This is a genomic window from Pseudomonas sp. C 49-2 (assembly GCF_003970195.1).
Taxonomy (GTDB): Bacteria; Pseudomonadota; Gammaproteobacteria; order Pseudomonadales; family Pseudomonadaceae; genus Aquipseudomonas; species Aquipseudomonas canadensis.
Window position 1 is genome coordinate 83443 of the sequence record NZ_RXYG01000016.1, and the last position, 24863, is coordinate 108305.

General features: G+C 61.2%; 18 protein-coding genes. 7 read left to right on the forward strand and 11 right to left on the reverse strand.

Annotated elements, in window-relative coordinates; translation table 11 throughout:
* Positions 1-91 precede the first annotated feature (91 nt).
* On the forward strand, positions 92-967 hold the full coding sequence (locus EJ576_RS25485) for a LysR family transcriptional regulator (protein ID WP_092249426.1): 876 nt from the start codon (positions 92-94) through the stop codon (positions 965-967).
* Between the two features lie 133 nt (positions 968-1100).
* Here EJ576_RS25485 and EJ576_RS25490 read toward each other — a convergent pair whose 3' ends face one another.
* Positions 1101-2081, reverse strand: coding sequence for a helix-turn-helix domain-containing protein (locus EJ576_RS25490; protein WP_122725625.1), 981 nt, complete (start codon positions 2079-2081; stop codon positions 1101-1103).
* A 310-nt stretch (positions 2082-2391) separates the two neighbouring features.
* Between EJ576_RS25490 and antA the strand changes: the two genes are divergently transcribed.
* From antA to EJ576_RS25510, 4 genes are all read left to right on the forward strand, one after another.
* Positions 2392-3783, forward strand: a complete 1392-nt coding sequence (gene antA, locus EJ576_RS25495; RefSeq protein WP_126571425.1) for an anthranilate 1,2-dioxygenase large subunit — start codon at positions 2392-2394, stop codon at positions 3781-3783.
* Positions 3783-4274 (forward strand): anthranilate 1,2-dioxygenase small subunit, encoded by a 492-nt coding sequence (antB, locus tag EJ576_RS25500; RefSeq protein WP_126571426.1) that lies wholly within the window; start codon positions 3783-3785, stop codon positions 4272-4274. Before antA ends, antB begins: the two co-directional genes overlap by 1 nt.
* A gap of 137 nt (positions 4275-4411) precedes the next feature.
* Complete coding sequence (gene antC, locus EJ576_RS25505; RefSeq protein WP_126571427.1) at positions 4412-5419, forward strand: anthranilate 1,2-dioxygenase electron transfer component AntC; 1008 nt, start codon at positions 4412-4414, stop codon at positions 5417-5419.
* Between the two features lie 72 nt (positions 5420-5491).
* Positions 5492-6895, forward strand: a complete 1404-nt coding sequence (locus EJ576_RS25510; RefSeq protein ID WP_122725632.1) for an amino acid permease — start codon at positions 5492-5494, stop codon at positions 6893-6895.
* A gap of 141 nt (positions 6896-7036) precedes the next feature.
* On the opposite strand, the gene kynA is transcribed toward EJ576_RS25510, so the two are convergent.
* Both kynA and kynB read right to left on the reverse strand, forming a co-directional pair.
* Complete coding sequence (kynA, locus tag EJ576_RS25515; RefSeq protein WP_122725634.1) at positions 7037-7894, reverse strand: tryptophan 2,3-dioxygenase; 858 nt, start codon at positions 7892-7894, stop codon at positions 7037-7039.
* Positions 7891-8541, reverse strand: a complete 651-nt coding sequence (gene kynB / locus EJ576_RS25520; protein WP_126571428.1) for an arylformamidase — start codon at positions 8539-8541, stop codon at positions 7891-7893. The genes kynA and kynB overlap by 4 nt, the downstream gene beginning before the upstream one ends.
* 375 nt (positions 8542-8916) lie before the next feature.
* On the opposite strand from kynB, the gene EJ576_RS25525 reads away from it, so the two are divergent.
* Positions 8917-9261 carry a cupin domain-containing protein gene (locus tag EJ576_RS25525; RefSeq protein ID WP_025858010.1) on the forward strand — a complete coding sequence of 115 codons (345 nt, stop codon included), beginning with the start codon at positions 8917-8919 and terminating at the stop codon, positions 9259-9261.
* A 48-nt stretch (positions 9262-9309) separates the two neighbouring features.
* On the opposite strand, the gene mmsB is transcribed toward EJ576_RS25525, so the two are convergent.
* Together mmsB and EJ576_RS25535 are read right to left on the reverse strand one after the other, a co-directional pair.
* Positions 9310-10197: a 3-hydroxyisobutyrate dehydrogenase gene (gene mmsB / locus EJ576_RS25530; RefSeq protein WP_126571429.1), complete on the reverse strand. Its 888-nt coding sequence runs from the start codon at positions 10195-10197 to the stop codon at positions 9310-9312.
* Positions 10198-10212: 15 nt separating this feature from the next.
* Positions 10213-11730, reverse strand: a complete 1518-nt coding sequence (locus EJ576_RS25535; RefSeq protein WP_016974890.1) for a CoA-acylating methylmalonate-semialdehyde dehydrogenase — start codon at positions 11728-11730, stop codon at positions 10213-10215.
* Positions 11731-11859: 129 nt separating this feature from the next.
* On the opposite strand from EJ576_RS25535, the gene EJ576_RS25540 reads away from it, so the two are divergent.
* Positions 11860-12807, forward strand: a complete 948-nt coding sequence (locus EJ576_RS25540) for a LysR family transcriptional regulator (RefSeq protein ID WP_122725642.1) — start codon at positions 11860-11862, stop codon at positions 12805-12807.
* A 180-nt stretch (positions 12808-12987) separates the two neighbouring features.
* On the opposite strand, the gene EJ576_RS25545 is transcribed toward EJ576_RS25540, so the two are convergent.
* The 6 genes from EJ576_RS25545 to recC all read right to left on the reverse strand — a co-directional run bounded on the left by EJ576_RS25545 (position 12988) and on the right by recC (position 24651).
* Positions 12988-13479, reverse strand: coding sequence for an OmpA family protein (locus tag EJ576_RS25545; RefSeq protein WP_177075105.1), 492 nt, complete (start codon positions 13477-13479; stop codon positions 12988-12990).
* 4 nt (positions 13480-13483) lie between these two features.
* Positions 13484-14746 carry a diguanylate cyclase domain-containing protein gene (locus tag EJ576_RS25550; protein ID WP_122725644.1) on the reverse strand — a complete coding sequence of 421 codons (1263 nt, stop codon included), beginning with the start codon at positions 14744-14746 and terminating at the stop codon, positions 13484-13486.
* The gene (locus EJ576_RS25555) at positions 14743-15318 is read right to left on the reverse strand and encodes a YfiR family protein (protein ID WP_126571430.1); all 576 of its coding nucleotides are present in this window, start codon (positions 15316-15318) and stop codon (positions 14743-14745) included. Before EJ576_RS25555 ends, EJ576_RS25550 begins: the two co-directional genes overlap by 4 nt.
* 146 nt (positions 15319-15464) lie before the next feature.
* Positions 15465-17531 carry an exodeoxyribonuclease V subunit alpha gene (gene recD / locus EJ576_RS25560; RefSeq protein WP_126571431.1) on the reverse strand — a complete coding sequence of 689 codons (2067 nt, stop codon included), beginning with the start codon at positions 17529-17531 and terminating at the stop codon, positions 15465-15467.
* Positions 17528-21202, reverse strand: coding sequence for an exodeoxyribonuclease V subunit beta (gene recB, locus EJ576_RS25565; protein WP_126571432.1), 3675 nt, complete (start codon positions 21200-21202; stop codon positions 17528-17530). Before recB ends, recD begins: the two co-directional genes overlap by 4 nt.
* Positions 21199-24651, reverse strand: coding sequence for an exodeoxyribonuclease V subunit gamma (recC, locus tag EJ576_RS25570; RefSeq protein ID WP_126571433.1), 3453 nt, complete (start codon positions 24649-24651; stop codon positions 21199-21201). The genes recB and recC overlap by 4 nt, the downstream gene beginning before the upstream one ends.
* Positions 24652-24863: the final 212 nt, after the last annotated feature.

Consider the following 24863-nt stretch of genomic DNA (forward strand, 5'->3'; position numbering starts at 1 on the left):
TAGATTTGAGCCGATTCTGTGCCGTATCTTTCAAGGGTTCCAATATAGAATGGGTCTCGAATAATACCCTCAAGGTATGAAAGGAGCCGTCATGGAACTGCGTCACCTGCGCTATTTCCAGGTGCTGGGGGAGACACTCAACTTCACCCGCGCGGCCGAACGCCTGCACATCGCCCAGCCGCCGTTGAGCCGGCAGATCCAGCAATTGGAGGATGAACTGGGCGTCATTTTGCTTGAGCGTGGCCGACCGCTGCGGCTGACCGAGGCCGGGAGGTTTTTTTATGAACACGCCAACGTGCTGCTGGAGCAACTGAACAAGGTCTGCGACAACACGCGACGCATCGGCCAGGGCGAAAAGACTTGGCTGGGCATCGGCTTTGCACCTTCGACCCTCTACGGCGTGCTGCCGGAACTGATTCGCCGGCTGCGCACCCATGAGGCGCTGGAGCTGGAGTTGGGGTTGTCGGAAATGACCACCTTGCAGCAGGTCGAAGCGCTCAAGGCCGGGCGCATCGATGTTGGATTCGGGCGGATTCGTATCGACGACCCGGCCATTGTCCAGCGCGTCTTGGTCGAGGATCGGCTGGTCGCTGTGCTGCCTGCCGGTCACCCGTTGCTTGATGCGCCTGCCACCCTCGCCCAACTGGCCGCCGAGCCTTTTGTGCTCTACCCCGGCAACCCACGCCCCAGCTACGCCGACCATGTGATCGCACTGTTCGACGCCCATGGTTTGAGCCTCAAGGTGGCGCAGTGGACCAACGAATTGCAGACCGCCATCGGCCTGGTCGGCGCCGGCATGGGCGTGACGCTGGTGCCCGCGTCGGTGCAGGTGTTGCACCGTGCGGACATCGGCTACACGCCGGTGGTGGAGGCCACGGCGACCTCGCCAATCATTCTGAGCCGACGGGTGAATGACCAGTCGCCGGGGCTGAATCATTGCCTGCAACTGGTGGAAGAGCTCATCTGATTTATCCCAAACACTACAAAACCCCTGTGGGAGCTGGCTTGCCTGCGATAGCGGTGGGTCAGCTGGCACATCAGCTGACTGACACATCGCTATCGCAGGCAAGCCAGCTCCCACATTTGGATCTTCATTGTATTCAAAGGCTGCGCAGGCGCTTGCGCTGCAGGGTTTGGCTGGGGGACTCGTCGAACAATTTTCGATACTCCGCCGAGAACCGCCCCAGGTGGGTAAAGCCCCAGCCCAGGGCAATCTCAGAGATGGTGCGTGTAGAGCCGTGCTCAAGGATTGCCTGGCGCACCGCAGAAAGCCGATGCTTCTTCAAATAAGCCATCGGCGACAACGCAAAGTACTTGCGAAACGCATCGAACAGCTTGAACCGCGACACACCCGCAGCGGCTTCCAGGTCTTCCAGGTGCACAGCTTCGCGGGCGTTGTCGTGGATGTACTGGCGCGCACGGATCAGGTAATGCGGCAGTTTCACCCCCAGTACATCGCGCAGCTCTTCGGAGTAGTTGTTCGGCTGGGCCAGGATCAGCCCCTTGATCAGCGAGCTTTCCAGGTCGCGGGTAAAGGCAGCCTGCTCATACAACTCGCTGCCGTGCTCCAGTTCTGCAATGAAGTAGCGCGCCATGCGCCACCACGCCGCCGAAGCGCCGTCCACCGCGTCCATCCCCGACTCAAAGCGCAGCGGCGCATCAATCGGCCGTTGCAGCAAACCTTCCAGCGACTCACTCATCGCCGCCCGCGTGATCACCACCTGCAACTTGCGGCAGTCGCCGGAAATCGCCAGCACCTGGTGCTCGTTGGGCGAGATAATCACGCCCTGGTCGCGGTTGGAGTTCAGGCGCTCACCGTTCTTGCTCAACTCCTGCTCGCCCACCAACGGGAGGCTCAGGCTGTAGCTGCTGAAGTGCTCGGCGTCTTCGATGTCGATGGTCACGTCGGTGCCGTATTCGATCACACCCAAGGTGGTGGCGCGGGACTTGAACATATTGGCACTGTGGTGGAAACGCAGGCGCTCGGGCGTGGCGGTGGCCAGGCGATGGGGCCCGCAGATGCCGGACATCCAGCTGCGTGCGCCTTCCAGGTCGAAGCGTTGAATCGTTTGGCTGCTCATCAGGGTGCACCCACGGCGGTTAGGCTGTTGCGCGCTCTGACGGCGCGTCGTTGTTGTTCGACAGCAAATAATGCGCCACGCCGACGCAATGGCCAGCGGGTGGATAGCAATGGTCGACTAAGTGGATAGGACGCCGACTTTTACGGCCATTGCCCTGCCAAACAGTAGCGCATCCCGTCACCGCTGCGCACCGGGTTGGGTATTTGCTGCCCAATTATCCGGCGCAGGTTCCCCCACTAAGCGGATAGCCCGCGCCCTGCCCCGCTGCCTCTAATAAACCACCGATTAGCCCTATCAAAAGGTGCCTCCCATGAGTGGTGCAAGAAGCGTCGAGCAGTGGAAAACATTTATCGAAGGTTGTCTGGATTTTCGCCCGGCGGATGAAGTGTTCCGCATCGCCCGTGACATGTTCACCGAGCCGGAGCTGTTCGATCTGGAGATGGAACTGATCTTCGAAAAAAACTGGATCTACGCCTGCCACGAAAGCGAACTGGCGAACAACCATGACTTCGTGACGATGCGCGCCGGGCGCCAGCCGATGATCATCACCCGCGACGGCGAGGGCCAACTCAACGCGCTGATCAACGCCTGCCAGCATCGCGGCACCACTTTGACGCGGGTCGGCAAGGGCAACCAGTCCACCTTCACTTGCCCGTTCCATGCCTGGTGCTACAAGAGCGATGGCCGGCTGGTGAAGGTCAAGGCGCCGGGGGAATACCCGGAGGGTTTCGACAAGGCGACGCGCGGGCTGAAGAAGGCACGCATCGAGAGCTACAAAGGCTTTGTGTTCATCAGCCTGGATGTGGCGGGCACCGACAGCCTGGAAGACTTCCTGGGCGACGCCAAAGTGTTCTTCGACATGATGGTCGCCCAGTCCGCTACCGGTGAGTTGGAGGTATTGCCAGGCAAATCCGCCTACACCTACGACGGCAATTGGAAGCTGCAAAACGAGAATGGCCTGGACGGTTATCACGTCAGCACCGTGCACTACAACTACGTGGCCACGGTGCAGCATCGCCAGCAAGTGAACACCGAAAACGGCACCGGCGCAGGTAGCACCCTGGACTACAGCAAGCTTGGCGCGGGTGACGCCAACACCGACGACGGCTGGTTTGCCTTCAACAATGGTCACAGTGTGTTGTTCAGCGACATGCCCAACCCCAGCGTGCGCTCCGGCTACGCCACCATCATGCCGCGCCTGGTGGAAGAACACGGCCAGCCAAAGGCCGAGTGGATGATGCACCGCCTGCGCAACCTGAATATCTACCCGAGCCTGTTCTTCCTCGACCAGATCAGCTCGCAGCTGCGCATCATCCGCCCGGTGGCGTGGAACAAAACCGAGATCATCAGCCAGTGCCTGGGGGTGAAGGGCGAATCCGACGCGGATCGCGAAAACCGTATTCGCCAGTTCGAGGACTTTTTCAACGTGTCCGGCATGGGCACGCCGGATGACCTGGTGGAATTCCGCGAGGCCCAGCGCGGTTTCCAGGGCCGTCTGGAACGCTGGAGCGACATCTCACGCGGCAGCCATCGCTGGGAAACCGGCCCCACGCCGAACAGCGAAGCCATCGGCATCCAACCAGCCATGACCGGCACCGAATTCACCCATGAAGGCCTTTACGTGAACCAGCACCGCAACTGGCAGCAATTCCTGCTCAAGGGCTTGGACAACCAAGCGCTGACACTGCGGGAGGTGAAGTGATGAATGCGCAACTGCAGTACCAGATCGAGCAGTTCTTCTACCGTAAATCCGAGCTGTGCGACGCCCAGGACTGGGACGCCTATGTGCAGCTGTTCGACCCGCAGAGTGAGTTCCACCTGCCGCAATGGGACTCGGAACACGTCTACACCCGTGATCCCAAGCGCGAGATGTCGTTGATTTATTACGCCAACCGCTCGGGCCTGGAAGACCGTGTGTTCCGTTTGCGCACCGGCAAAGCCGCGTCGGCCACACCGATGCCGCGCACCTTGCACCTGATCAATAACGTGCGCATTGCCGAGCAGGCGGATGGAACGCTGGAGGTGAAATTGAACTGGCACACGTTGTTCTATCGATTGGCTACGTCGGAGCAGTTCTACGGACAGGCTACCTACAGCCTCAAGCCCCATGACGAGAGTTGGTTGATCACCCGCAAGCACGCGTTGCTGCTCAACGACACCATCAACTCGGTGCTGGATTTCTATCACCTTTGACAGCCGACAGTGGCTTGTAGTGAGCGGGCTTGCCCCGCGCTGGGCTGCGCAGCGGCCCCAAAAGCTTGGGAGCGCTGCGCACTCCAGCGCGGGGCAAGCCCGCTCACTACAGTTATTGAATCCATGGAGAATGGTGGATGAATCACAAAGTGGCTTTCAGTTTTGCCGACGGCAAGACTCTGTTCTTCCCGGTGGGTGCGAATGAAATCCTGCTGGATGCGGCACTGCGTAACGGCATCAAGATCCCACTGGATTGCCGTGAAGGTGTGTGCGGCACCTGCCAGGGTCGTTGCGAGTCCGGCGATTACAGCCAGGACTATGTAGACGAAGAAGCCCTGTCCAGCCTCGACCTGCAACAGCGCAAGATGCTCAGTTGCCAGACACGGGTAAAGTCCGACGCGACGTTCTATTTCGACTTTGATTCGAGCCTGTGCAACGCGCCGGGGCCGGTTCAGGTCAAGGGTACCGTGAGCTCGGTGGAACAGGTGTCGGCCAGCACGGCGATCCTGCAGGTAGAGTTGGATCAGGCGCTGGACTTCCTGCCGGGCCAATATGCGCGCCTAGCGGTGCCTGGCACGGACAGTTGGCGGTCGTACTCCTTCGCCAACCTGCCGGGCAATCACCTGCAATTTTTGGTGCGCCTGTTGCCCGATGGGGTGATGAGCAACTACCTGCGCGAGCGCTGCCAAGTGGGCGATGAGCTGTTGATGGAAGCGCCCCTCGGCGCCTTCTACCTGCGCCACGTCACCAAGCCATTGGTACTGGTGGCGGGTGGCACCGGGTTGTCGGCCCTGCTGGGCATGCTCGATGAACTGGCCACCAATGGTTGCGACCAACCGGTGCATCTGTATTACGGCGTGCGCGGTGCCGAGGACTTGTGCGAAGCGGCGCGTATCCAGGGTTATGCTGCAAAAATCGCAGGCTTTCGCTATACCGAAGTCCTCAGCGCCCCCTCCGACGATTGGCCCGGCAAGCGCGGCTACCTCACCGAGCATTTTGACCTGGCCGAATTGCGGGACAGTTCGGCGGATATGTACCTGTGCGGCCCCCCTCCAATGGTCGAATCCATCCAGCAATGGCTGGCGGATCAGGCACTTGATGGCGTTCAGCTGTATTACGAAAAGTTTACGCAGAGTAATATCTGACCCCTCAGCACTTCTGAGGGGCTGATGCGGCGTGCACTCAACCCTGAGAAAAACAAGTAGAAGGGAATGTTAATGGCGGATGACATGGTTAACCCGGTGGGCCTCAAGCGTGGCCTGAAGAACCGGCACATTCAGCTGATCGCCTTGGGAGGGGCGATTGGCACGGGGTTGTTCCTCGGCTCGGCCGGGGTGCTCAAGTCGGCGGGGCCGTCGATGATCCTGGGTTACGCGATTGCGGGTTTCATCGCGTTCCTGATCATGCGCCAGCTCGGCGAGATGATCGTCGAAGAGCCGGTGGCCGGCTCCTTCAGCCACTTCGCCCACAAATACTGGGGCGGCTACGCTGGCTTCCTGGCGGGCTGGAACTACTGGGTGCTCTACGTGCTGGTGGGCATGGCCGAACTGACGGCGGTGGGTAAGTACATCCAGTTCTGGTGGCCGGAGATCCCGACCTGGGTCAGTGCACTGGTGTTCTTTGTCGCGGTGAACCTGATCAACACCCTGAACGTGAAGTTCTTTGGTGAAGCCGAGTTCTGGTTCGCGATCATCAAGGTGGTGGCGATTGTCGGCATGATCGTGCTCGGCTGCTACCTTCTGTTCAGCGGTACCGGCGGCCCGCAAGCCACGGTCAGCAACCTGTGGAGCCACGGCGGGTTCTTCCCGAATGGCGGCATGGGGCTGTTGATGTCCATGGCGTTCATCATGTTCTCGTTCGGTGGCCTGGAGCTGGTCGGCATCACTGCCGCCGAAGCCAGCGAGCCGCGCAAAGTGATCCCGAAAGCGATCAACCAGGTGGTCTACCGGATCCTGATTTTCTACGTGGGTGCCCTGACCGTGCTGCTGTCGCTGTACCCGTGGGACCAACTGCTGCAAACCCTCGGCGCCTCGGGCGATGCCTACAGTGGTAGCCCGTTCGTGCAGATCTTCTCGCTGATCGGCAACGACACCGCCGCACACATCCTCAACTTCGTGGTGCTGACCGCGGCGCTGTCGGTGTACAACAGCGGCGTGTACTGCAACAGCCGCATGCTGTTCGGCCTGGCCGAGCAAGGTGATGCACCGAAATCGCTGATGAAGCTGAACAAACAAGGTGTGCCGATCCGCGCCCTGGCGATTTCAGCGTTGGTGACGATGCTGTGTGTAGTGGTCAACTATGTGGCACCGCAGAGTGCACTGGAGCTGCTGTTCGCGCTGGTGGTTGCCTCGTTGATGATCAACTGGGCGCTGATCAGCATCACCCACATCAAGTTCCGCAAAGCCATGGGCGAACAAGGCCTGACGCCGTCGTTCAAGACCTTCTGGTTCCCGTTCAGCAACTACCTGTGCCTGGCGTTCATGGTGATGATCATCAGCGTGATGCTGGCGATTCCAGGCATCAGCGAGTCGGTGTATGCGATGCCGGTGTGGGTGGGGATTATCTACATTGCCTACCGGTTGCGGGTTCGCAAGAGTAACGCGGCAGCTACCGCACAGTAATACCTGTGGGAGCCGGGCTTGCCCGCGATGCAGGCGACTCGGTTTCCAGTGAGACCGAGGTGATGCCATCGCAGGCAAGCCAGCTCCCACAGTTTTGAATGTATTAAAACTGAAAAGCCCCGGTAATCCGGGGCTTTTTGTTTAGAGCGTGGAGCGCACTCGCCACAACTCGGGGAACAACACTGTGTCGAGCATCTTGCGCAAATACCCCACACCTTCCGTGCCGCCCGTGCCGGGCTGGAAGCCGATGATCCGCTCTACCGTCGTCACATGGCGGAAGCGCCATTGGCGGAACGAGTCCTCCAGGTCGATAAACTTCTCGGCCAACTGATACAAATCCCAATACCGGCTTGGATCGCGATACACCTCGCGCCACGCCGCCTCCACCGATTCATCGTGAACCGTCGCCGCCGTCGGGTCGCGCTCGGCACGTTTCGGGTCAATCGCCAGGCCGGCCTTGATCATCAGGTTGATCGCTTCGTCGTACAGCGACGGCGTGGCAATCGCCACTTTCAACTCGTTCAACAGCTCTGGCCGATGGGCGTGAGGCCGCAACAGCGCCGCGCTTTTGTTGCCGAGGATAAATTCGATCTCGCGGTACTGGAACGACTGGAAACCCGACGACTGCCCCAGGAACGGGCGAATCGACTTGTACTCCGACGGCGTCATCGTCGCCAGCACTGCCCAGGCATGCACCAGTTGATCGAAGATCCGCGACACCCGCGCCAGCATCTTGAAGGCTGGCGGCAACTCGCCCAGGCGCACGTGTTCGCGGGCGGCCTTGAGTTCGTGGAGCATCAGTTTCATCCACAGCTCGGACGTCTGGTGTTGGATGATGAAGAGCATTTCGTTGTGGTCCGGCGACAGCGGGTGCTGGGCGCTGAGGACTTTGCCCAGGTCCAGGTAATCGCCGTAGCTCATGGACTCGGAAAAATTCAGTTCGGCGTTATGCCATTCTTCAGGCGGCTGGTAGTCAGCAGAGAAAGGACATTGGCTCATCGCGTGGGCTCCTTGAGCGGACGGAGAATGGCGCGGACGGGGCTCGCGTCGAGGTTGGCGAAACGCAGCGGCAGTGCGATCAGTTCATAGTCGCCCTCGGGTACATCATCGAGCACGATGCCTTCGAGAATCGCCATGCCACGGCGCGCCACGGCGTTGTGGGAATCCATGGTCTTGGACTGTTGCGGGTCCAGGGATGGCGTATCGATGCCGATCAAGCGCACACCCAGGCTGGCAAGCAGCTCGATGGTTTGCGGAGCGATGGCGGTGAAATTCGAATCCCATTCAGTCAGCGGCGCTTGTGCATAAGTGCGCAGCAACACGCGCTCGGGCAAGTTATCCACACGGCCTTGCAACTGATGCGGCTGCACCAGCGCGCCGCTGTCCAGGCAATGCAGCACCCGGCATGGGCCCATGTACACATCAAGCGACACTTCGCCAATCGGCGCACCGTCCGCGCTGTAATGCAGCGGCGCGTCCACATGGGCGCCGGTGTGCGGAGACAAGGTGATACGCCCGACATTCACCGGACACTCCGGGCCAAACTGCCACACGCGCTCTTCCTGGAACGGCGTATCTCCCGGCCAGGTCGGGGTCGCCGTACTCAAGGGCGGGCTGATATCCCACCACGTTTTTATTGGGTTCATTTGAAGGCTCTCGGCGGTTACTGGGGTGAATGATACGAGGGCCGGCTGCGAATTTTCTTGCGAATTCTGGCGTGAAGCGGGAAATCTTTCGCACTTACTGCGAAGAACGGACGAGAAATCGCACAAATATATCGTCCGGATGCGTCACCGTGCCCTGTGGGAGCCGGGCTTGCCCGCGATGACGGTGGCACTGCTTGCATCTTCATAGCCTGACACTCCGCTATCGCGGGCAAGCCCGGCTCCCACAAGGGTTCGCGGTAATTTCCGGATCATCACACCGCTGCGCTTCTGGGCATCCCGATGTCGAGTTCAGACCACTGACGCAACGCCCTAGGCCTTAGGGTGGACCTTTCCATTCCCTGCCCTGGAGACATCATGTCCAAGCCCATCACCGTACTGCGCGACACCCACCCCCTGCCGGTCCTGGACGCGTGCAAATGGGAAAAACTCGAAGGCGACCCGCACACTGTCAACCTCAACGCCTACACCAGCGAAGACGGCAGCAAGATCATGGGCACCTGGATCTGCACCCCGGGCAAGTGGTACGTGGACTACGTGAAGTGGGAATACTGCCACTTCCAGGAAGGCTACTGCATCATCACGCCCGAAGGGTTGGCGCCGATTCACTTGCGGGCTGGGGATATCTTCGTGGTGGAACCGGGGATGAAGGGGACGTGGGAAGTTGTGGAGACAGTGCGTAAGTATTTTGTGTTTGCTTGAGCCGCAAAAACCCGGGAGCCCACTATTAGCAGGCTCCCGGAAACGCCCCTATTTGGGCTTGCGATAGCTATTGATAATCGCCGAGAAGTCCTTGCCCCCTTCCCCACGCTGGCTCATCGATTGATACAACTGCTGGGCCACAGCGCCCAGAATCACGGGTTGCTTGGCCTGACGCGCCGCTTCGGTGGCCAGGCCCAAATCCTTGAGCATCAGGTCGGCACCGAACCCACCGGTGTAACCCCGCGACGACGGCGCGGTTTCGATCACCCCCGGCCATGGGTTGTAGGTATCGGAACTCCAGCAACGTCCGGTGGAGCTGTTGATGATGCCGGCCAGCACCTGGGTGTCGATGCCCAGCGCATCGCCCAAGGCCATGGCCTCACTGACGCCGACCATGCTGATCCCCAACAACAAGTTGTTGCAGATCTTCGCGATTTGCCCCGTGCCCACATCACCGCAGTGCACGATGTTGCGGCCCATCTGCGCCAGCACCGGTTGTAGGGTGGCGAACAGTTCCGGGGTAGCGCCGACCATGAAGGTCAGCGTCCCGGCTGCGGCGCCGCCCGTGCCTCCGGAGACGGGGGCGTCGGCTACGGCCACACCTTGTTTGGCCGCCACAGCCGCTACGTCGCGGATGGTCTGCGGGTCGATGGTGCTGCAATCCACCGCCGGTACGCCTTTACCGATGCCGGCAAGTACACCGTCTTCATTCAGCCAGACGCTGCGCACATGGGCGGCGGCGGGCAGCATCGTGATCACCAGTTCAGCGCCGGTGGCCGCATCACGCGGCGAATCGCTGATGGTGCCACCCAGCTCGGCCAGTTCCTTGAGCACCGTCTGGCTCAGGTCGAACAGGTTCAGCGCATGGCCGGCCTTGATCAGGTTGCGGGCCATGGGTGCGCCCATGTTGCCCAAGCCGATAAATGCAATCTTCATGGTCGTCTCCCGGAATCAGCGCAGGTTGATGGTGGTGTTGACGCCATCGTTGACCGTGTCGTCATCGAACCAGCGGCTGGTGACGGTCTTGGTCTGGGTGTAGAACTGCACCACTTGCTTGCCATACGGGCCCAGGTCGCCGAGCTTGGAGCCACGCGAACCGGTGAAGCTGAAGAAAGGGACGGGCACCGGGATCGGGATGTTGATGCCGACCTGGCCTACGTCGATTTCGCTCTGGAACTTGCGCGCCGCCGCGCCGCTCTGGGTGAACAGGCCGGTACCGTTGCCGAACGGGTTGGCGTTGACCAGGGCGATGGCCTCGTCGAGGGTCGCGACCTCTAGCACCACCAGCACCGGGCCGAAGATTTCCTGGGTGTAGATCTGCATATCGGTGGTCACGCCCGAGAACAGGGTCGGGCCGACAAAATTGCCTTGCTCGAAGCCCGGCACCTTGATGTCGCGGCCGTCCAGCTCCAGCTTGGCGCCTTCTTTCACGCCGCTCTCGATGAGTTCCAGGATACGTGCCTTGGCGCGCTTGGAAATCACCGGGCCGACATCAGTGCCCGCTTCACTGCCCGCGTTGACCTTGAGCTTTTGCGCCAGCGCTTTCAGGTCCGGCAGCCATTGCTTGGACGCGCCCACCAGCACCACCACCGAGGTGGCCATGCAACGCTGGCCTGCCGCACCGAAACCGGCGCCGACCAGGGCATTGAGGGTGTGTTCGCGGTTGGCGTCCGGCAGCACCACGGCGTGGTTCTTGGCGCCCATCATCGACTGCACACGCTTGCCGTGTTTGCCGGCCAAGTCGTAGACGTGAGTGCCCACGGCGGTCGAGCCCACGAAGGACACGGCCTTGATGTCTTTGTGGGTGCACAGCGCATCCACCACATCCTTGCCGCCGTGCACCACGTTGAGCACGCCAGCCGGCACGCCAGCTTCCAGCGCCAGCTCCACCAGCAGCATCGTCGACAGTGGGTCCTGCTCGGACGGTTTGAGAACGAAGGTGTTACCGCAGGCGATGGCCATCGGGAACATCCACAGCGGGATCATCGCCGGGAAGTTGAACGGAGTAATGCCGGCGCACACGCCAATGGGTTGGCGAAGGGTGTAGGTGTCGACGCCACCAGCGACGTTTTCGGCAAACTCGCCCATCTGCAGGGTGCCGATGGAGCAGGCGTGCTCCACCACTTCCAGGCCACGGAAAATATCGCCCTCGGCATCGGCAATGGTCTTGCCCTGCTCGTTGCTGAGCACCACGGCAATGCGCTTGGAATGTTCGCGGATCAAGGCTTGCAGCTTGAGCATGATGCGCATGCGCGCGCCGATCGGCGTCAGCTTCCAGGTCTGGAAGGCGCGGTGGGCAGCGTCGATGGCAGCGTTGACTTCATCGGCAGTAGCGAACGGGACTTTGGCCAGCACCTCTTGGGTGGCCGGGTTGACGATGTCTTGCCACTCGGTGGTCTTGGACTCGACCCACTCGCCGTTGATCAGCAACTTGACCTGTTGCACGGAAATATCGGCAGATGCGTTCATGTGGTCTCCAATCTTATATTTATGCAGAGACAAGGCGCGTAACCGCCTTGGGAAATGAGGCGTTCGGACTGTTTTTGGAGTATAGATGTGCAAATCTCTAATAAGAACGCACATAAAAGCCGGACCAATATGCAAAAAAACATCACGTCGCTGGGCTCCCTGAACTGGGATGACCTGAAGTTTTTCCTCGAAGTGGCCCGCACCCGCAAGGCCAGCGTGGCCGCCAAGCGCCTGGCGGTGGACTACACCACCGTGTCGCGGCGCATCAGTTCACTGGAAGTGTCCCTCGGCACCCTGCTGTTCGAAAAATCCCGGACCAACGGTTTCGTGCTCACCACCGAGGGCCAGCGTTTACTGGGTTATGCCGAGTCCATCGAAAGCACCCTGCACATGGCCTGCGAGCAAGTCTCTGGCTCCGGCGTGGCGCTGTCGGGCCATGTGCGCATGGGCTGCACCGAAGGGTTCGGGAGCTTCTTCGTCACCCCGCAGTTGAGCCACTTCGTCGACACCTACCCGGCGATCTCGGTAGACATCCTGCCCTTGCCCCACTTCATCAGCCTGTCCAAGCGCGAAGCCGACATCGTCATCGCCCTGGAACGCCCGGAACACGGGCCGTATGTGTGCTGCAAACTGTGCGACTACAAATTGCAGCTGTACGCGACCCAGGAATACCTCGACCAGCACCCACCGATCCGCAAACCGGCGGATTTGGCCGAGCATCCGTTTATCAGCTATGTGGATGACTTGGCGTTTAGCTCGGAGTTGCTGTATCTGGCAAACGTGGTGCCCGGCGCCAGCGCCAGCCTGCGCAGCACCAGCGTGATCGCGCAGTACGTGGCGGCGCAGCAAGGGCGGTCGATGGCGATATTGCCGTGTTTTTTGGCGGCGCAGGATCCACGGTTGTTGCCGGTGTTGGGGGAGCAGATTTCCATCACTCGCCAGTTCTGGATGTATTGCCGGGAGGATTTGAGGAAGTTGAAGCGGATTACGTTGCTATGGGATTACATCCGCGAAGTGACGGAGCAGAATCAGGGATTGTTGATGGGGGAGACAAGGGATATGTGGTTTGCGGAATAATTAGAAAGAGATGAGCAAACCAGACGATGACGCCAGGTACCTAAGCGAACACGGTCTCAAACACACCACAAATCACCTGTAGGAGCCCGCTTGCCGGCGGTAGCATCCTCAAGACCGCCATCGCCGGCAAGCCAGCTCCTACAGTTGATTGGGTTTCACATTGAGATTGGCGGGACGGGTTCAGTCCGCAATCACCACAATCGACACCCGCCGATTCTCCGTGCGCCCTGCCACCGTGGTGTTCGGCGCCACCGGCTCGCTGCTACCCAGCCCGCGCAGTTGAATGTTTTCTTCCTTCATGCCCACACCGGTCAACACCGCTGCCACGCTTTTTGCGCGGCGCAGGGACAGTTGCTGGTTGTAGGTTTCCTTGCCCGACGCATCGGTGTGGCCGTCGACGCGCACGCGTTCGATGCCGACGCCCAGCAGGGCTTTGCCGATGCGTTGGACGATGTCGGTGCTGGGTTGGTTGAGGGTTTCGACATCGCTGCCGAACAGCACTTTGCCGGACAGGCCGAATGCCCAACCGTCGTCGGTCAGCTCAAAACCTTGTTGCTTGAGAACGGCCACTTGCGCCGGGGTCAGGCCTTTGGGGGGCGGCGTCTGGCAGCCGCCGAGGGCGAGCAGTGCTACCAGCAGGGTGATAAACATGAAACGTGCGGTCGTGAACAAGGGGTCAACTCCTGTGTTGAACGTTGACGACGGGGTTATCCGACTCCGCCGTTTGCTGGCCGCCCGAGGACAAACGCTTGGCCTGGTACATCGCTGCGTCGGCGGCGTTGAGCAAGGTGCCAGGGGTGGCGCCATGATCGGGGTAGATCGCAATGCCGATACTGAGGGAGGTCAATACCTGGGTGTTGCCGGGCACGGGGATGGGCAGGTCCATGCTGGCGATGATCTTTTCGGCAATACGCTCGGCGTCTTGCGCCTTGTGCAAAGGTGCCAGCAGGATGGCGAACTCATCGCCGCCCAGGCGCGCCACCAGGTCGTCTTCACGCAATTGTGCACGCACGCGCTCGGCGACGGCGACGAGGACGGCGTCGCCGGCGGCGTGGCCAAAGCTGTCGTTGATCTCTTTGAAACGGTCACTGTCGAGGTATAGCACCGCCACCTGTTCTTTGGCCTTGGCCGCGCTGCGCAGGGCGCGAATCAAACGGCCTTCGAAGAACGCACGATTGGGCAGGCCGGTCAGGCTGTCGTGGTTGGCCTGGTGGGCGAGGGATTCGTTCTCGCTTTGCAGGTGGCTTTGCCAGGCTTCCATTTCGCCGAGCAAGGCATTGAAGTCACTGCCCAGGCTGTCGAGTTCGGCGATACGCGCCGGCGGCACGCGGCGGTCGAAGTCGCGCTCGCTGCGGGCGGCGTGGGCCACGGCGGCAAGGCTTTGCAGCGGGCCGGTAATGCCGCGCAACAGGCGTCGCGCCAAGTGTAGGGCAATCCACGCGCTAAGCGCGGTGCAGATGAGGATCCCGGCCAGGCCGCTGAGCAGGAAGCGCAGCAGGCTACCGCCGTGGCCGGTGAGATGAATGCTGCCGATGGCTTTGCCTTGATGCAGGATCGGCTGGCTGATGGGTTGTTCGAGCAGGGTATGCGCCAACTCCAACTCGACCCGCGAGAGCATGCTGGTTTCCGGGCGTATCCACTTCGCCAACAGCTTGCCATTGGCATCGAATACTTCGGCCTCAGCCACTTCTTCGGTGGAGGCGATCAGGCTGAGGGCTTCAGTGGCCGCCGCGCTGTCGTTGAACACCACCGCCGCTTCCACCGTGTAGTTGATAGAACGTGCGATCAGGTGCAGGTTGTGCTCGGCATAAACCCGCAGCGCCAGTACGCCGAGCAGGGTCAGTGAGACGCTCGCCAGCGCCACCGCCACCAGCGCCAGGATCATGTGCCCCCGGCCGATGACGGAACGCAGGGTCGGCCGCGCTTTGACGGCTTTCATGACGCCGGCGCTCGGCGACGGGACAACTGCAGCACGCTGGGATGAATGCGCACGCCGCTGCGGGCGACGGAGTCGAGGTTGACCTCAAACGACACCTGCTCATCGCTCACGCGCAGGCAGAACAGACTGCCCACGGTGCATTGGTCGCCGCCTTCGCTGATGCTCAGCACCGGATGACCGATCAACGACGTGAACAGCTGGCTGCGCTCATCAGCACTGAGCTTGCCGATGTACACCGCGTCGCACGCATTGACGATATCGGGATGGCTGGCCAGCAAACGCTGCACCACCACTGGGCGACCGGTGGCCTGGGTGGTGCCTTTGATCAGGTCGTCGGTGTATTGAGTCGGGCCGACGATGCACAGGCGCAATTGCGCAGGTTCTACCGGCCAGCGCGCATAACTGAGGATACCGAGTACCACTTGGGTGACGGCCTGCGCGCGATGGGCGGCAAGGCTCGCAGGGTCGGGCGCCTGGGCGAAGGTGTGTGGCGCGAACACGCACAGGAGCGCCACCAGCAGCATGCGTCTCCAGCTCAAACTGCGCTCTGTGGGCGAGACAGCCACGTTCATGCAGCGATTCTCTCAGGTGTTTTTTAGATGATGCCGCAACGATAGCACAGCGGCGGAAAACCCCGCGAAGAGTGGGTCTTCGCAGGGGGCGCTATTTTTCCAGAAAAATCAGGCGACTGAACCAGAAATCTGACATGACCTAGCAGTCAGTTATTTTCGGATTCGTGACCCAACTCCAGCATCAACCCACTCAAGCGCTTGACCTTGCGCCTCACGGCTTCTTCAAACACGCCGCCTCGGGGCTCGATCAGGCTGAACCAGCGCTTGGCCCTTGTGATGCCGGTGTAGATCAGCTCTTTGGTCAGCACCGGGTTCAACGCATCCGGCAGGATCAGCGCGGTATGGGTGAACTCCGAGCCCTGGGATTTGTGCACGGTCATGGCGTACACGGTTTCTACATCGTTCAGACGGCTGGGCAGCACAAATCGCACACCGCCCTGACCGTCATTGCGTGGGAAGGCCACGCGCAGCATCTGGGGGCCGCCGTCGCTTTCGGGCAATTTCAGCGCGATGCCGATGTCACCGTTCATCAGGCCCAGACCGTAATCGTTACGGGTCATCAGCACCGGGCGGCCTTCGTACCATTGCTCGTCGCCTTCGATCAACCGCACCTTGCGCAGGGCGGCGGTGATGCGCAGGTTCAGACCTTCCACGCCCCAGGGACCTTTGCGTACCGCGCAGAGCAGTTGGAAAGCGTCGAAGGCCTGCAGCAGTTGTTGCGCCCAGTGGGTCCAGACTTGGCTTTCACGGGGCGTATCCGGCGACGGACGGGCGCTTTGCAACAGGTTGAGGTAATAGCGATAGCCCTCGGCACCGTCACCCTGCCCGTCCAGCACCAAGCGTTCCAGGGCGTGATCGTGTTCGCCCTTGAGGCTGACGCAAAACAGATCAGCGTGACTCCGCGCGGCTAGCAGTTTGCGGGCTTCCTCTGCGTTTTGCTGGTTGACCCAACGCGCCAGTTGGCCGATGCCGCTGCCTTCGCCGAAACGTCGCGAGTAACGCAGCATCACTACCTGCTGGGCCAAGGGGTGGCTGGCGTCGAGGTCTTCCTGCAGGCCGCTGGCGCTGAGGTCTTCACCGCTGACGGCTTGCAGCCATTGGCGGGTCTCGGCGCTGTAGAAACCGGCTTCGGCGTCGCGACACAAGTCACCGAGGACGGCGCCCGCCTCCACCGATGCGAGTTGGTCCTTGTCGCCCAGCAGTACCAGGCGCGCATGGGGCGGCAAGGCGTCGAGCAGATTAGCCATCATTTCCAGGTCGATCATCGAGGCTTCGTCCACCACCAGCACATCCAGGGGCAGCGGATTGCCGAGGTGATGACGAAAATGCCGCGTGCCTGGGCGACTGCCCAGCAAGCGATGAACGGTGGTGACCTGGGTCGGGATTTTTTCCTTCACGCTGTCCGGCACTTTCAGTGACAGCACTTGTTGGCTGATGGACTCGGTGAGGCGTGCGGCGGCCTTACCGGTGGGGGCGGCCAGGCGAATGCGCAATGGACTGCCGGACTCCACAGCCGGCGCCTGCAACAGCGCGAGCAAGCGCACCACGGTGGTGGTTTTGCCAGTGCCAGGGCCGCCGGTGACGATGCTGAATGCGCCGCGTGTAGCCAGGGCGCAGGCGAGCTTTTGCCAGTCGATCACGCCGTCAGGCGGCGGTTGATCGAACAGGCTGTTGAGGCGCTGCGGCAAATCGACGGCCACGTTTTCCTGGCTGGCAAGACGCAGGCGCAAGGCGCTGTCGATGCGCCGTTCGTAAGTCCAATAGCGGCGCAGGTACAGGCGCTTGCCGGACAGGACCAAAGGCCGACTCTGCGCGGATTCGCTGCCATCGACCGCCAGCGCGACCAGATGACTGGCGGCCAGTGCATGGCACCAGTGGGCGCCGTCCAGGCCTTCCAGTAACTGCGACGGCAGCAACATGGCGCCGGTTTGCAGGTCGCCTTCAGGCGGCAACGACAGCGCAAAGTCCGGCGCCTTGAGGGTTTCGAACAGGTCGAGGCAGACGTGACCATGGCCCAGTTGATGGCTGGTCAGCGCGGCAGCCAGCAGCACCAGCGGGTCGGCCTGTGGATCGAGTTCGTGCAGGAAGCCGACGAAGGCTTTGTCCAAGGCACGCAACCAGCCACGGTCGACCCAACGCTCCAGCAATTGCACCAGGTCGGCGGCGCGGCTGAGGGGCGTCAGCTCCTCCAGCGGTAACGGCGACAGGCTCATAACAACACTCCTTGTTCCCAGGCGGGCTCAACCTTGGGCGGGATGGGCTTGCCCTGGAACAGCAGGTCCAGGCCTTCGATCAGTTCCCGCGGCGGTCGGGTGAAATACGCACCCTGGCTCGCGGACTGCGTGCCCCGTAGGAAAATGTACAGCGCACCGCCGACATGGCGGTCGTAGTCGTAGTCCGGCAGGCGCGCCTTGAGTTGGCGGTGCAGGGCCAGCAGGTAAAGCACGTATTGCAGGTCGTACCGATGATCGAGGATCGACTGTTCCATGGCATCCAAGGTGTAGGCCGAATCGTCGGGGCCAAGCCAGTTGGATTTGTAGTCGGCAACGTAATAGCGGCCGTCATGTTCGAAGGTCAAATCGATGAAGCCCTTGAACATGCCGTTGAGCAGCACAGGCTCGGCGGCGACACGGGAAACGCCGTTGTGGGTGTATTGGCACACCAGCTTGTCGAGGGCGAGTACGTCGACCTTGTGGCTGGCAAACCAGAACTCCATCTCGATCTGGTACTGCTGCAAAGCGCTGAGGGAGACGTGGCCGTTGTCCACAGGCAGTGGCGTTTGCAGCAGGTGGCCGAGCCAACTGCTGAGGGTGATGATCCAACCTTCCCAGTTGCGCCGGTTGCAGCGGGCGCCCACGGCCTTTTCGATGGCCTCGGGCGTAACGCTGAAACCCTCCTCCCCAGCCCATTCCAGCAGGCCGTGCAGGAAAGTCCCTGGGTTAGGGCCACGAGGGAAACGATGAATATCGCCGCCGGATGCCGCCACTTCGCGGGGTGCGTCGGGGTCGAGGCGTTCGTCATCGAACAGCTTCTGGGCCTGCGGGCTTTCCGGTGCTTCGAGCGTGGCGGCGCTCATGCTGTCGCCAATGCGCAAGGCGCTGTAGGAGGCTATCCACCAGTTTTCTGCAGCCTTGCGCTTGGGCAGCAAGGGCGCTCGCAGTGTGGCTTCGTTGCGCGGTGGGTGGAAAAGGATGTCTTGCGCTTCGGGCACCTGGGCGTAGTTGATTGCGGTGCAACCTTCTTGAAGGTCCAGGAGCCAGCGCGCCAAGCCGGCGGACTCACCCAACGAGGCGCCTGCACCGAGCAAATAGCCCAGCGCCGACAGGTGCAGCACGGAGCTGTTGCTGTTGCCGCGTTTGAGGTCGGCGATTCCGAGCCAGCACGCATGCTTGGCACGGGTCAGGGCTACGTAGAACAGGCGCAGGTCTTCGGCCAGGCGCTCATTGTCGGCTTGGGCGATCAGCTCAGGCGTAGGGCGCAGGCTGACTTGGGATTTGCCGTTTTCATCGTGGTAGTGCAGCGGTAAGCGGCTGCCATCCACGGGTTTGGCTGAGCAGATGAAGGGCAGGAAAACCAGGTCGTATTCCAGCCCTTTGGATTTGTGGATAGTCACGACCTTGACCAGTTGCTCATCACTTTCCAGGCGCAGGATTTGTTCTTCACCCGCCTGCCCCGAGAGCGCCAGATGCTCGGCCAGATGGCGGATCAGCGCCTGTTCGCCATCCAGTTCAGAGGCAGCCTGTTGCAGCAGTTCGCTGAGGTGCAGCAGGTTAGTCAGCACACGCTCACCGTCACTGCGCGCGATCAGGGTTTGCGGCAGTTTGAAGTCGTGTAGCAGACGACGCAGCATCGGCAACACGCCTTGGGTACGCCAGATCGCGCGGTAGCCACGGAACTGCATGACTCGGCTTTCCCACGCCAGTTCATCCTGGTTCAGACGCTCCAGTTCCGGCAGTGACAGGTTCAGGGTGATGCAGGCCAGTGCGGCGCGCAGCGGGCGCTCGACATCCGGCTCGGCGCAAGCCTTGAGCCAGGCCAGCAGGTCGTGGGCTTCCTGGGCGGCGAAGACCGAGTCCTTGTCGGACAGATAGACGCTGCGCACGCCACGGCCGGCCAACTCGGCGCGCACGGCCTGGGCCTCTTTGCCGTCGCGCACGAGGATGGCGATGTCTGACGGGCGCACGCCTTTGAAGCTGCCGTCCGGTTGTGGGAAGCCTGCGCTGCCTTGCTGCCCGCCGTTGAGCAATTCAACGATGTGCGTGGCACAGGCCGCCGCAAGCTGCTGACGATACAGCACATTGGAAACCGGTTGGTCAGTAGGCAAGTGCCAGAGGTTCATGGCTGGCAGCGTTTGGCCATTTACCTGCAATTGTTCTTTACGTCCCTGGGACAGTACCGAGTGGAACGGCACCGGGTTTTCACCATTGGCCTCGCGGAACAGGAACGCGCCGCGACCGGTTTCCGCACGCTGGAACACGTGGTTCACCGCCTCGACCATCGCGTGGCTGGAGCGGAAGTTGGTGCCCAAGGTGTGGTGACGACCGGTGGTGGACTGACGGGCGCGCAGGTAAGTGTAGATATCGGCGCCACGGAAGGCGTAGATCGCTTGCTTGGGGTCGCCGATCAGGAACAGGCCACTGTCGAGGTGGTTTTCTTCGATGCGATAGATGCTGTCGAAGATGGCGTATTGCACCGGGTCGGTGTCCTGGAACTCGTCGATCAAGGCCACCGGAAATTGCTCGCGAATCACGCTGGCCAGGCGTTCGCCGCCGTCAGCCTGCAGCGCGGCGTTGAGGCGGATGAGCATGTCGTCGAAGCCCATTTCGGCGCGACGGCGTTTTTCTTCTTCAAAGCGTTTGCCGACCCAGCCGGCCGCGTGTTGCAACACGGCGGCGTCGGGGGTTGGCAGCGCATCAAGCGCCGCCTTGAGGCCGGCCATGGCGTCGATACCGGGATGCTGCGGTGGCTCACCTTTCCAGGCTTCGGCCATGCCGTCGGGTGTCAGGCGCGTGAAGCCGGTACCGATGTCGAGTTGTTCGAGGGTTTCGTCAGCAGCCCAGGCGCTGATCTTTTCGAACCAGGGCTCGAAGTAGCGCGCCTGCATCTTGCGCCCGTCGACGGCTTTGGCGGCTACGGCTTGCAGGCAGATGTCGCGCAGCTCGGCGGCCCATTGTTGCCAAGGCGTCTTGAGGGTTGTCAGCGCTTCTCGGCGCTCTTGCAAGCAGGCCGTGATCAGTTCAGCGGGCTCGCGGGTTTCATCCGTCGGCCGTTCGCTGCCGAACAAAGCGCGCACTCGCGGCATCAACGCGGCGGGGCCACCCCAGTTGTTGCGCACCCAATTGAGCGCATCGTCGTGCATCGGGTAGCAGAACAGTCGCCAGTAATCGCGCAATACTTCGCCGAGCAAGTCGCTGTGATCGGTTTCCAGGGTCTGTGTGAACAGGCTGCCACTGTCGAAGGCATGTTCGCGCAGCATGCGCTGGCACCAACTGTGGATGGTCGAGACGGCGGCTTCATCCATCCATTGGGCGGCGATGTCCAGGCGATTGGCGCAGGCGGGCCATTGTTCGGCTAGGTAATCGGCGCGCAGATCGGCGATCAGGGCGTCTGGCTGTTCAATCTCTTCACGAAAAAACCGCGCGGCTTCGGCCAGGCGGATGCGGATGCGTTCGCGCAGTTCTTTGGTGGCGGCATCGGTGAAAGTCACTACCAGGATTTGCGGTGGCAGCAGTTCGCGGCCAAAGCCTGATTCATCGCCTCCATGGCCGAGGACCAGGCGCAGGTAGAGGGCGGAGATGGTGAAGGTCTTGCCGGTGCCAGCGCTGGCTTCAATCAGCTGGCTGCCTTTGAGCGGGAAGGCCAGGGCCAAGGGTTTGCTGGTCATGCGCCGGCCTCCTCGCCAGTGAGTGATCGCCATGGGGCGTTGAGCAGCGGGCGATACAGGGTTTCGCACCAACCTTCGAATTCTTCGCTGGCAATCAGCGTGGCGTAGTCGGGGAATTGCCGGGTAAGCGCCGGGGTTTCGCGGCGCTCACCATCGGTGGTCAGGCCATCGCCTTCGTAAGCTTTGCTGGCGGCCGCCTGGGCCTTGGCAGGATCGGTTTGGCTAAGCCAAGCGAAAGCGGTTTTGACGGCGACGGGCAGCGGTTGGCTCATCCCGGTATGCCAGGCCAGCAATAGGTTACCGAGGAGTTCCTGGGCATTGGTTTTATCCAGCGGCGGCAGCAACAGGGTGTCATCGCTGGCCACCAAGCCGGTGCTCAATGGCAGACCGCAGGCGCAGGCAACCACATGATTGACCCAGGGGCGAATCAGGCGATGCCACTTGCGGGTCTTGATCGAGCCTATGCTGTTGGGGATGGTGGTGACGCTGAGCAACCCGCCATCGCTGCGTCGATGCAGACCACTGATCCAGCCTTCCAACTGAACGCCACTATGCTCAAAAATGACCGGTTCGGCACCGGTGTGCGGGGTGGGCCAGAGGGCGAGTAATTGCTGATAGCGTCGCAACAGATCGGGTAACGGTTCGACGAGTTCGTTGCGTAGGCATTCGCCGAAACCGACCATCGGCAACAGGCCACTCCCTTGCAGGCGCAGGGCCTGGGCGTTCAGAGCCTGGTCGAGATGATCGGGCTGGGTGAGTGCGGCGCTCAGTAGGCTGTCGCTCAAGCTGTAGCGTTGCAGGGCATCGAGGACGAAGGGTTCTTCGTCGGCCAGTGGCACTTCGGCGGCTTCGAAGAACACTTTCAGGCGTTGGCTGAAGAAATGTTTGACCGGATTGCGCAGGAAGTCTTGAAGCTGACCGAGGCTCAGGGGTTCGTCCTGTTGATGCGAGCTGAGGTCCTCTTCTTTTGGCATGGCATCCAGCGTTTCGTGCAGTAATTGCCACTCACGGGCGTAGCTGAACAGCGCGTCGCCCTCATGGAAGTAGCGGGCGCTGAAAGGTTGCAGTGGGTGCTCTTGCGTCATGGCTTCGATAAGCGATGCGTCGCTGTTGGCGTGGTGCCAGCCGCTGGCGAGATGGTCGCGTAGTTGGCCTATCAATACCGAGGCCGGGCGGTCGCTGTTGTCGCGGATACTACGACCTACCCAACTGATGTACAGCTGGTCGCGGGCTGAAAGCAGCGCTTCGAGCAGCAGGTAGCGGTCGTCTTCGCGGCGCGAACGGTCGCCGGGGCGGTAGTCGCTGCCCATCAGGTCGAAGTCCAGCGGGGGTTGGGCGCGCGGGTAATCGCCATCGTTCATGCCGAGCAGGCAAACGAGCTTGAATGGGATCGCTCGCATAGGCATCAAAGTACAGAAATTGACAGCCCCGGCGAGGAAACGTTGGGACAGGCGACCTTGGTCCAGACCCGCGAGCCAGGCTTCGCGGACTACGGTGAGAGGTAACTCGTCCTGCAGGCCTACAGATTCGCAGGTTTCCAGCCAGGTTTCCCTGAGTTGTTCAAGTTGGCCCAGCAGGTAGTCATCGTGTTCGCTGCTGGGCAGGAAGAATAGTTGCATCAGGCGTTGCAGACGACCGCCCCACTCCGTAGGAGAAGCCGGTAGCGACAATGCTTGATGCGCGTCGTTGAGTGCGTCCAGCAAAGCGACCAGAGGACCAATGAGCGCTGCGTCGAGGCCACCGATTTCATCGTAGGGCTCGATACCCTCACACGCTGCGCCGGTGCCTACGGCGTAACCGAGCAACATGCGCCGCAGGCCGAAACGCCAGCTGTTTTGTTCCAACTCCTTTGGCAGGCCCAGGCCGGCACGTTGTTCGGCGTTGAGACCCCAGCGGATGCCGGCACCTTCTATCCAGCGATGCAGCGTAGGCAGGTCGCGCTCCTTGATGGCGAAGCGTTCGCGCAGGGCCGGAACGTCGAGCAGGTCGAGGATCTCGCTGACGGGGAAGCGGCTGTCGGGCAGTTTCAGCAGGTGTTCGACGGCGATAAGCAGCGGGTCGCGGCCGCGTTGGCCTTGGTCGGTCAGGGTGAACGGGATGAAGCGTGGGTCATTGCGTTCGAGTTGGCCAAACACGGCGCGAATGTGCGGCGCGTAGCTGTCGACATCCGGAACCATGACGATGACATCTCGCGGACGCAGCGAGGGGTCGGCACTGAAGCGTTGGAGCAGTTGGTCGTGGAGGATTTCCACTTCGCGCTGGGCGCTGTGGGCAATGTGGAAGCGGATTGAGGTATCGCGATCCAGATCAACGGCAGGCCATAGCTCGCGGGTTTCATTGAGTGGACGCAGTTCCAGGATGTCGTCCTGGAGCTGATTGAGCAGTGTGGTGGGCTCACTGTCGCTGAACAGGTCAATGCGACCATCGCGGAATGCGGCGCGATAGCTGTTGGGGTCGTCGTAGCTGTCCAGCAGGCTGATGTAGTCACGGCCTTGCTTGCCCCAGGCGGCCAGTAGCGGGTGGGCGTGCTGGTGCAGGGTTTGTGGGTCGATGGTGACCGGCATGCCGGCTTTACGCGCTTGGCGTTTATATTCGTTACGCAGCAGGTCTTTGTCGGCGACGATGTCAGACCAATGGTGACGGCAGGGGTTGTGCACGCAGAGCAGGACTTGGCTGAATCGCGCGAGGCCTGCGAGCGCTTCCAATGCCTGAGCAGGCAATGAGGAGATGCCAAAAACGATGACTCGGGATGGCAGGCCCTCGGGTGCTGTTTCCATTGTATTGATGCGCTCGATAAAGCGTTGGTGAACGCCGGCGCGGCTTTCGGCCATGCCTTCTTCACCGACATCCAGCAACAGTGCACGCCATAGTTCGGCTTGCCAGCAGTTGGCTGGGTTGAGCGGTTTTGATTCGCCTCGACCGTTGCGCAGTTGGTGGCGGCCGGCAGCCCAGTCTTCGAGCCAATCGGCGCGGTAGACCTGATATTGGTCGAACAGGTCAGCCAGACGCTCGGCGAGTTGGTAGCGTTTGCGCAAATCGGTGTCGTGGGTGAGAAAACGCTGCAGCGGTTCGAAGTGCGGTTGATCGATAAGCTCCGGCAGCAGGCGCATAAGGCGCCAGGTCAGCGGGGCTTTGTCGAGCAGGGACTTGGGCGGAATTTCATCTTTGCCCAAGACCATACGATAGAGCTGCCACATAAAGCTGCCAGGCAGTTGAACATCGATTGCTGCGGCTATTCCGCAGCCGCCCATGTCATCTTCTTCCGGATCTTCAGCCAGGGCCAGCTTGAGCCATTGGGCGATGCCGTTGCTTTGTACCAGGGCAATTTCGTTTTCCAGGGGCGCCAGGGGATAGCGGCGCATCCAACTGACCACCAGGCTGCGCAGTTCGTCCAAGCGGTTGCCGTGAACCACCATGAATCCAGGGCTGAGGGACGTCGCATCCGGCATAACGGCTTCCTTGGGAAAAGCAAAAATCGAGGGTGCGACTTTAGCACTGTGGGCAGTTGTTGGAGGAATTGGGATGTTAGCTGTCTTTTCGACCGCCCAAAACAAAACCCCATTTGCTTTCGCAAATGGGGTTTCGGAATTTAATCTTGACGATGACCTACTCTCACATGGGGAAACCCCACACTACCATCGGCGATGCATCGTTTCACTAC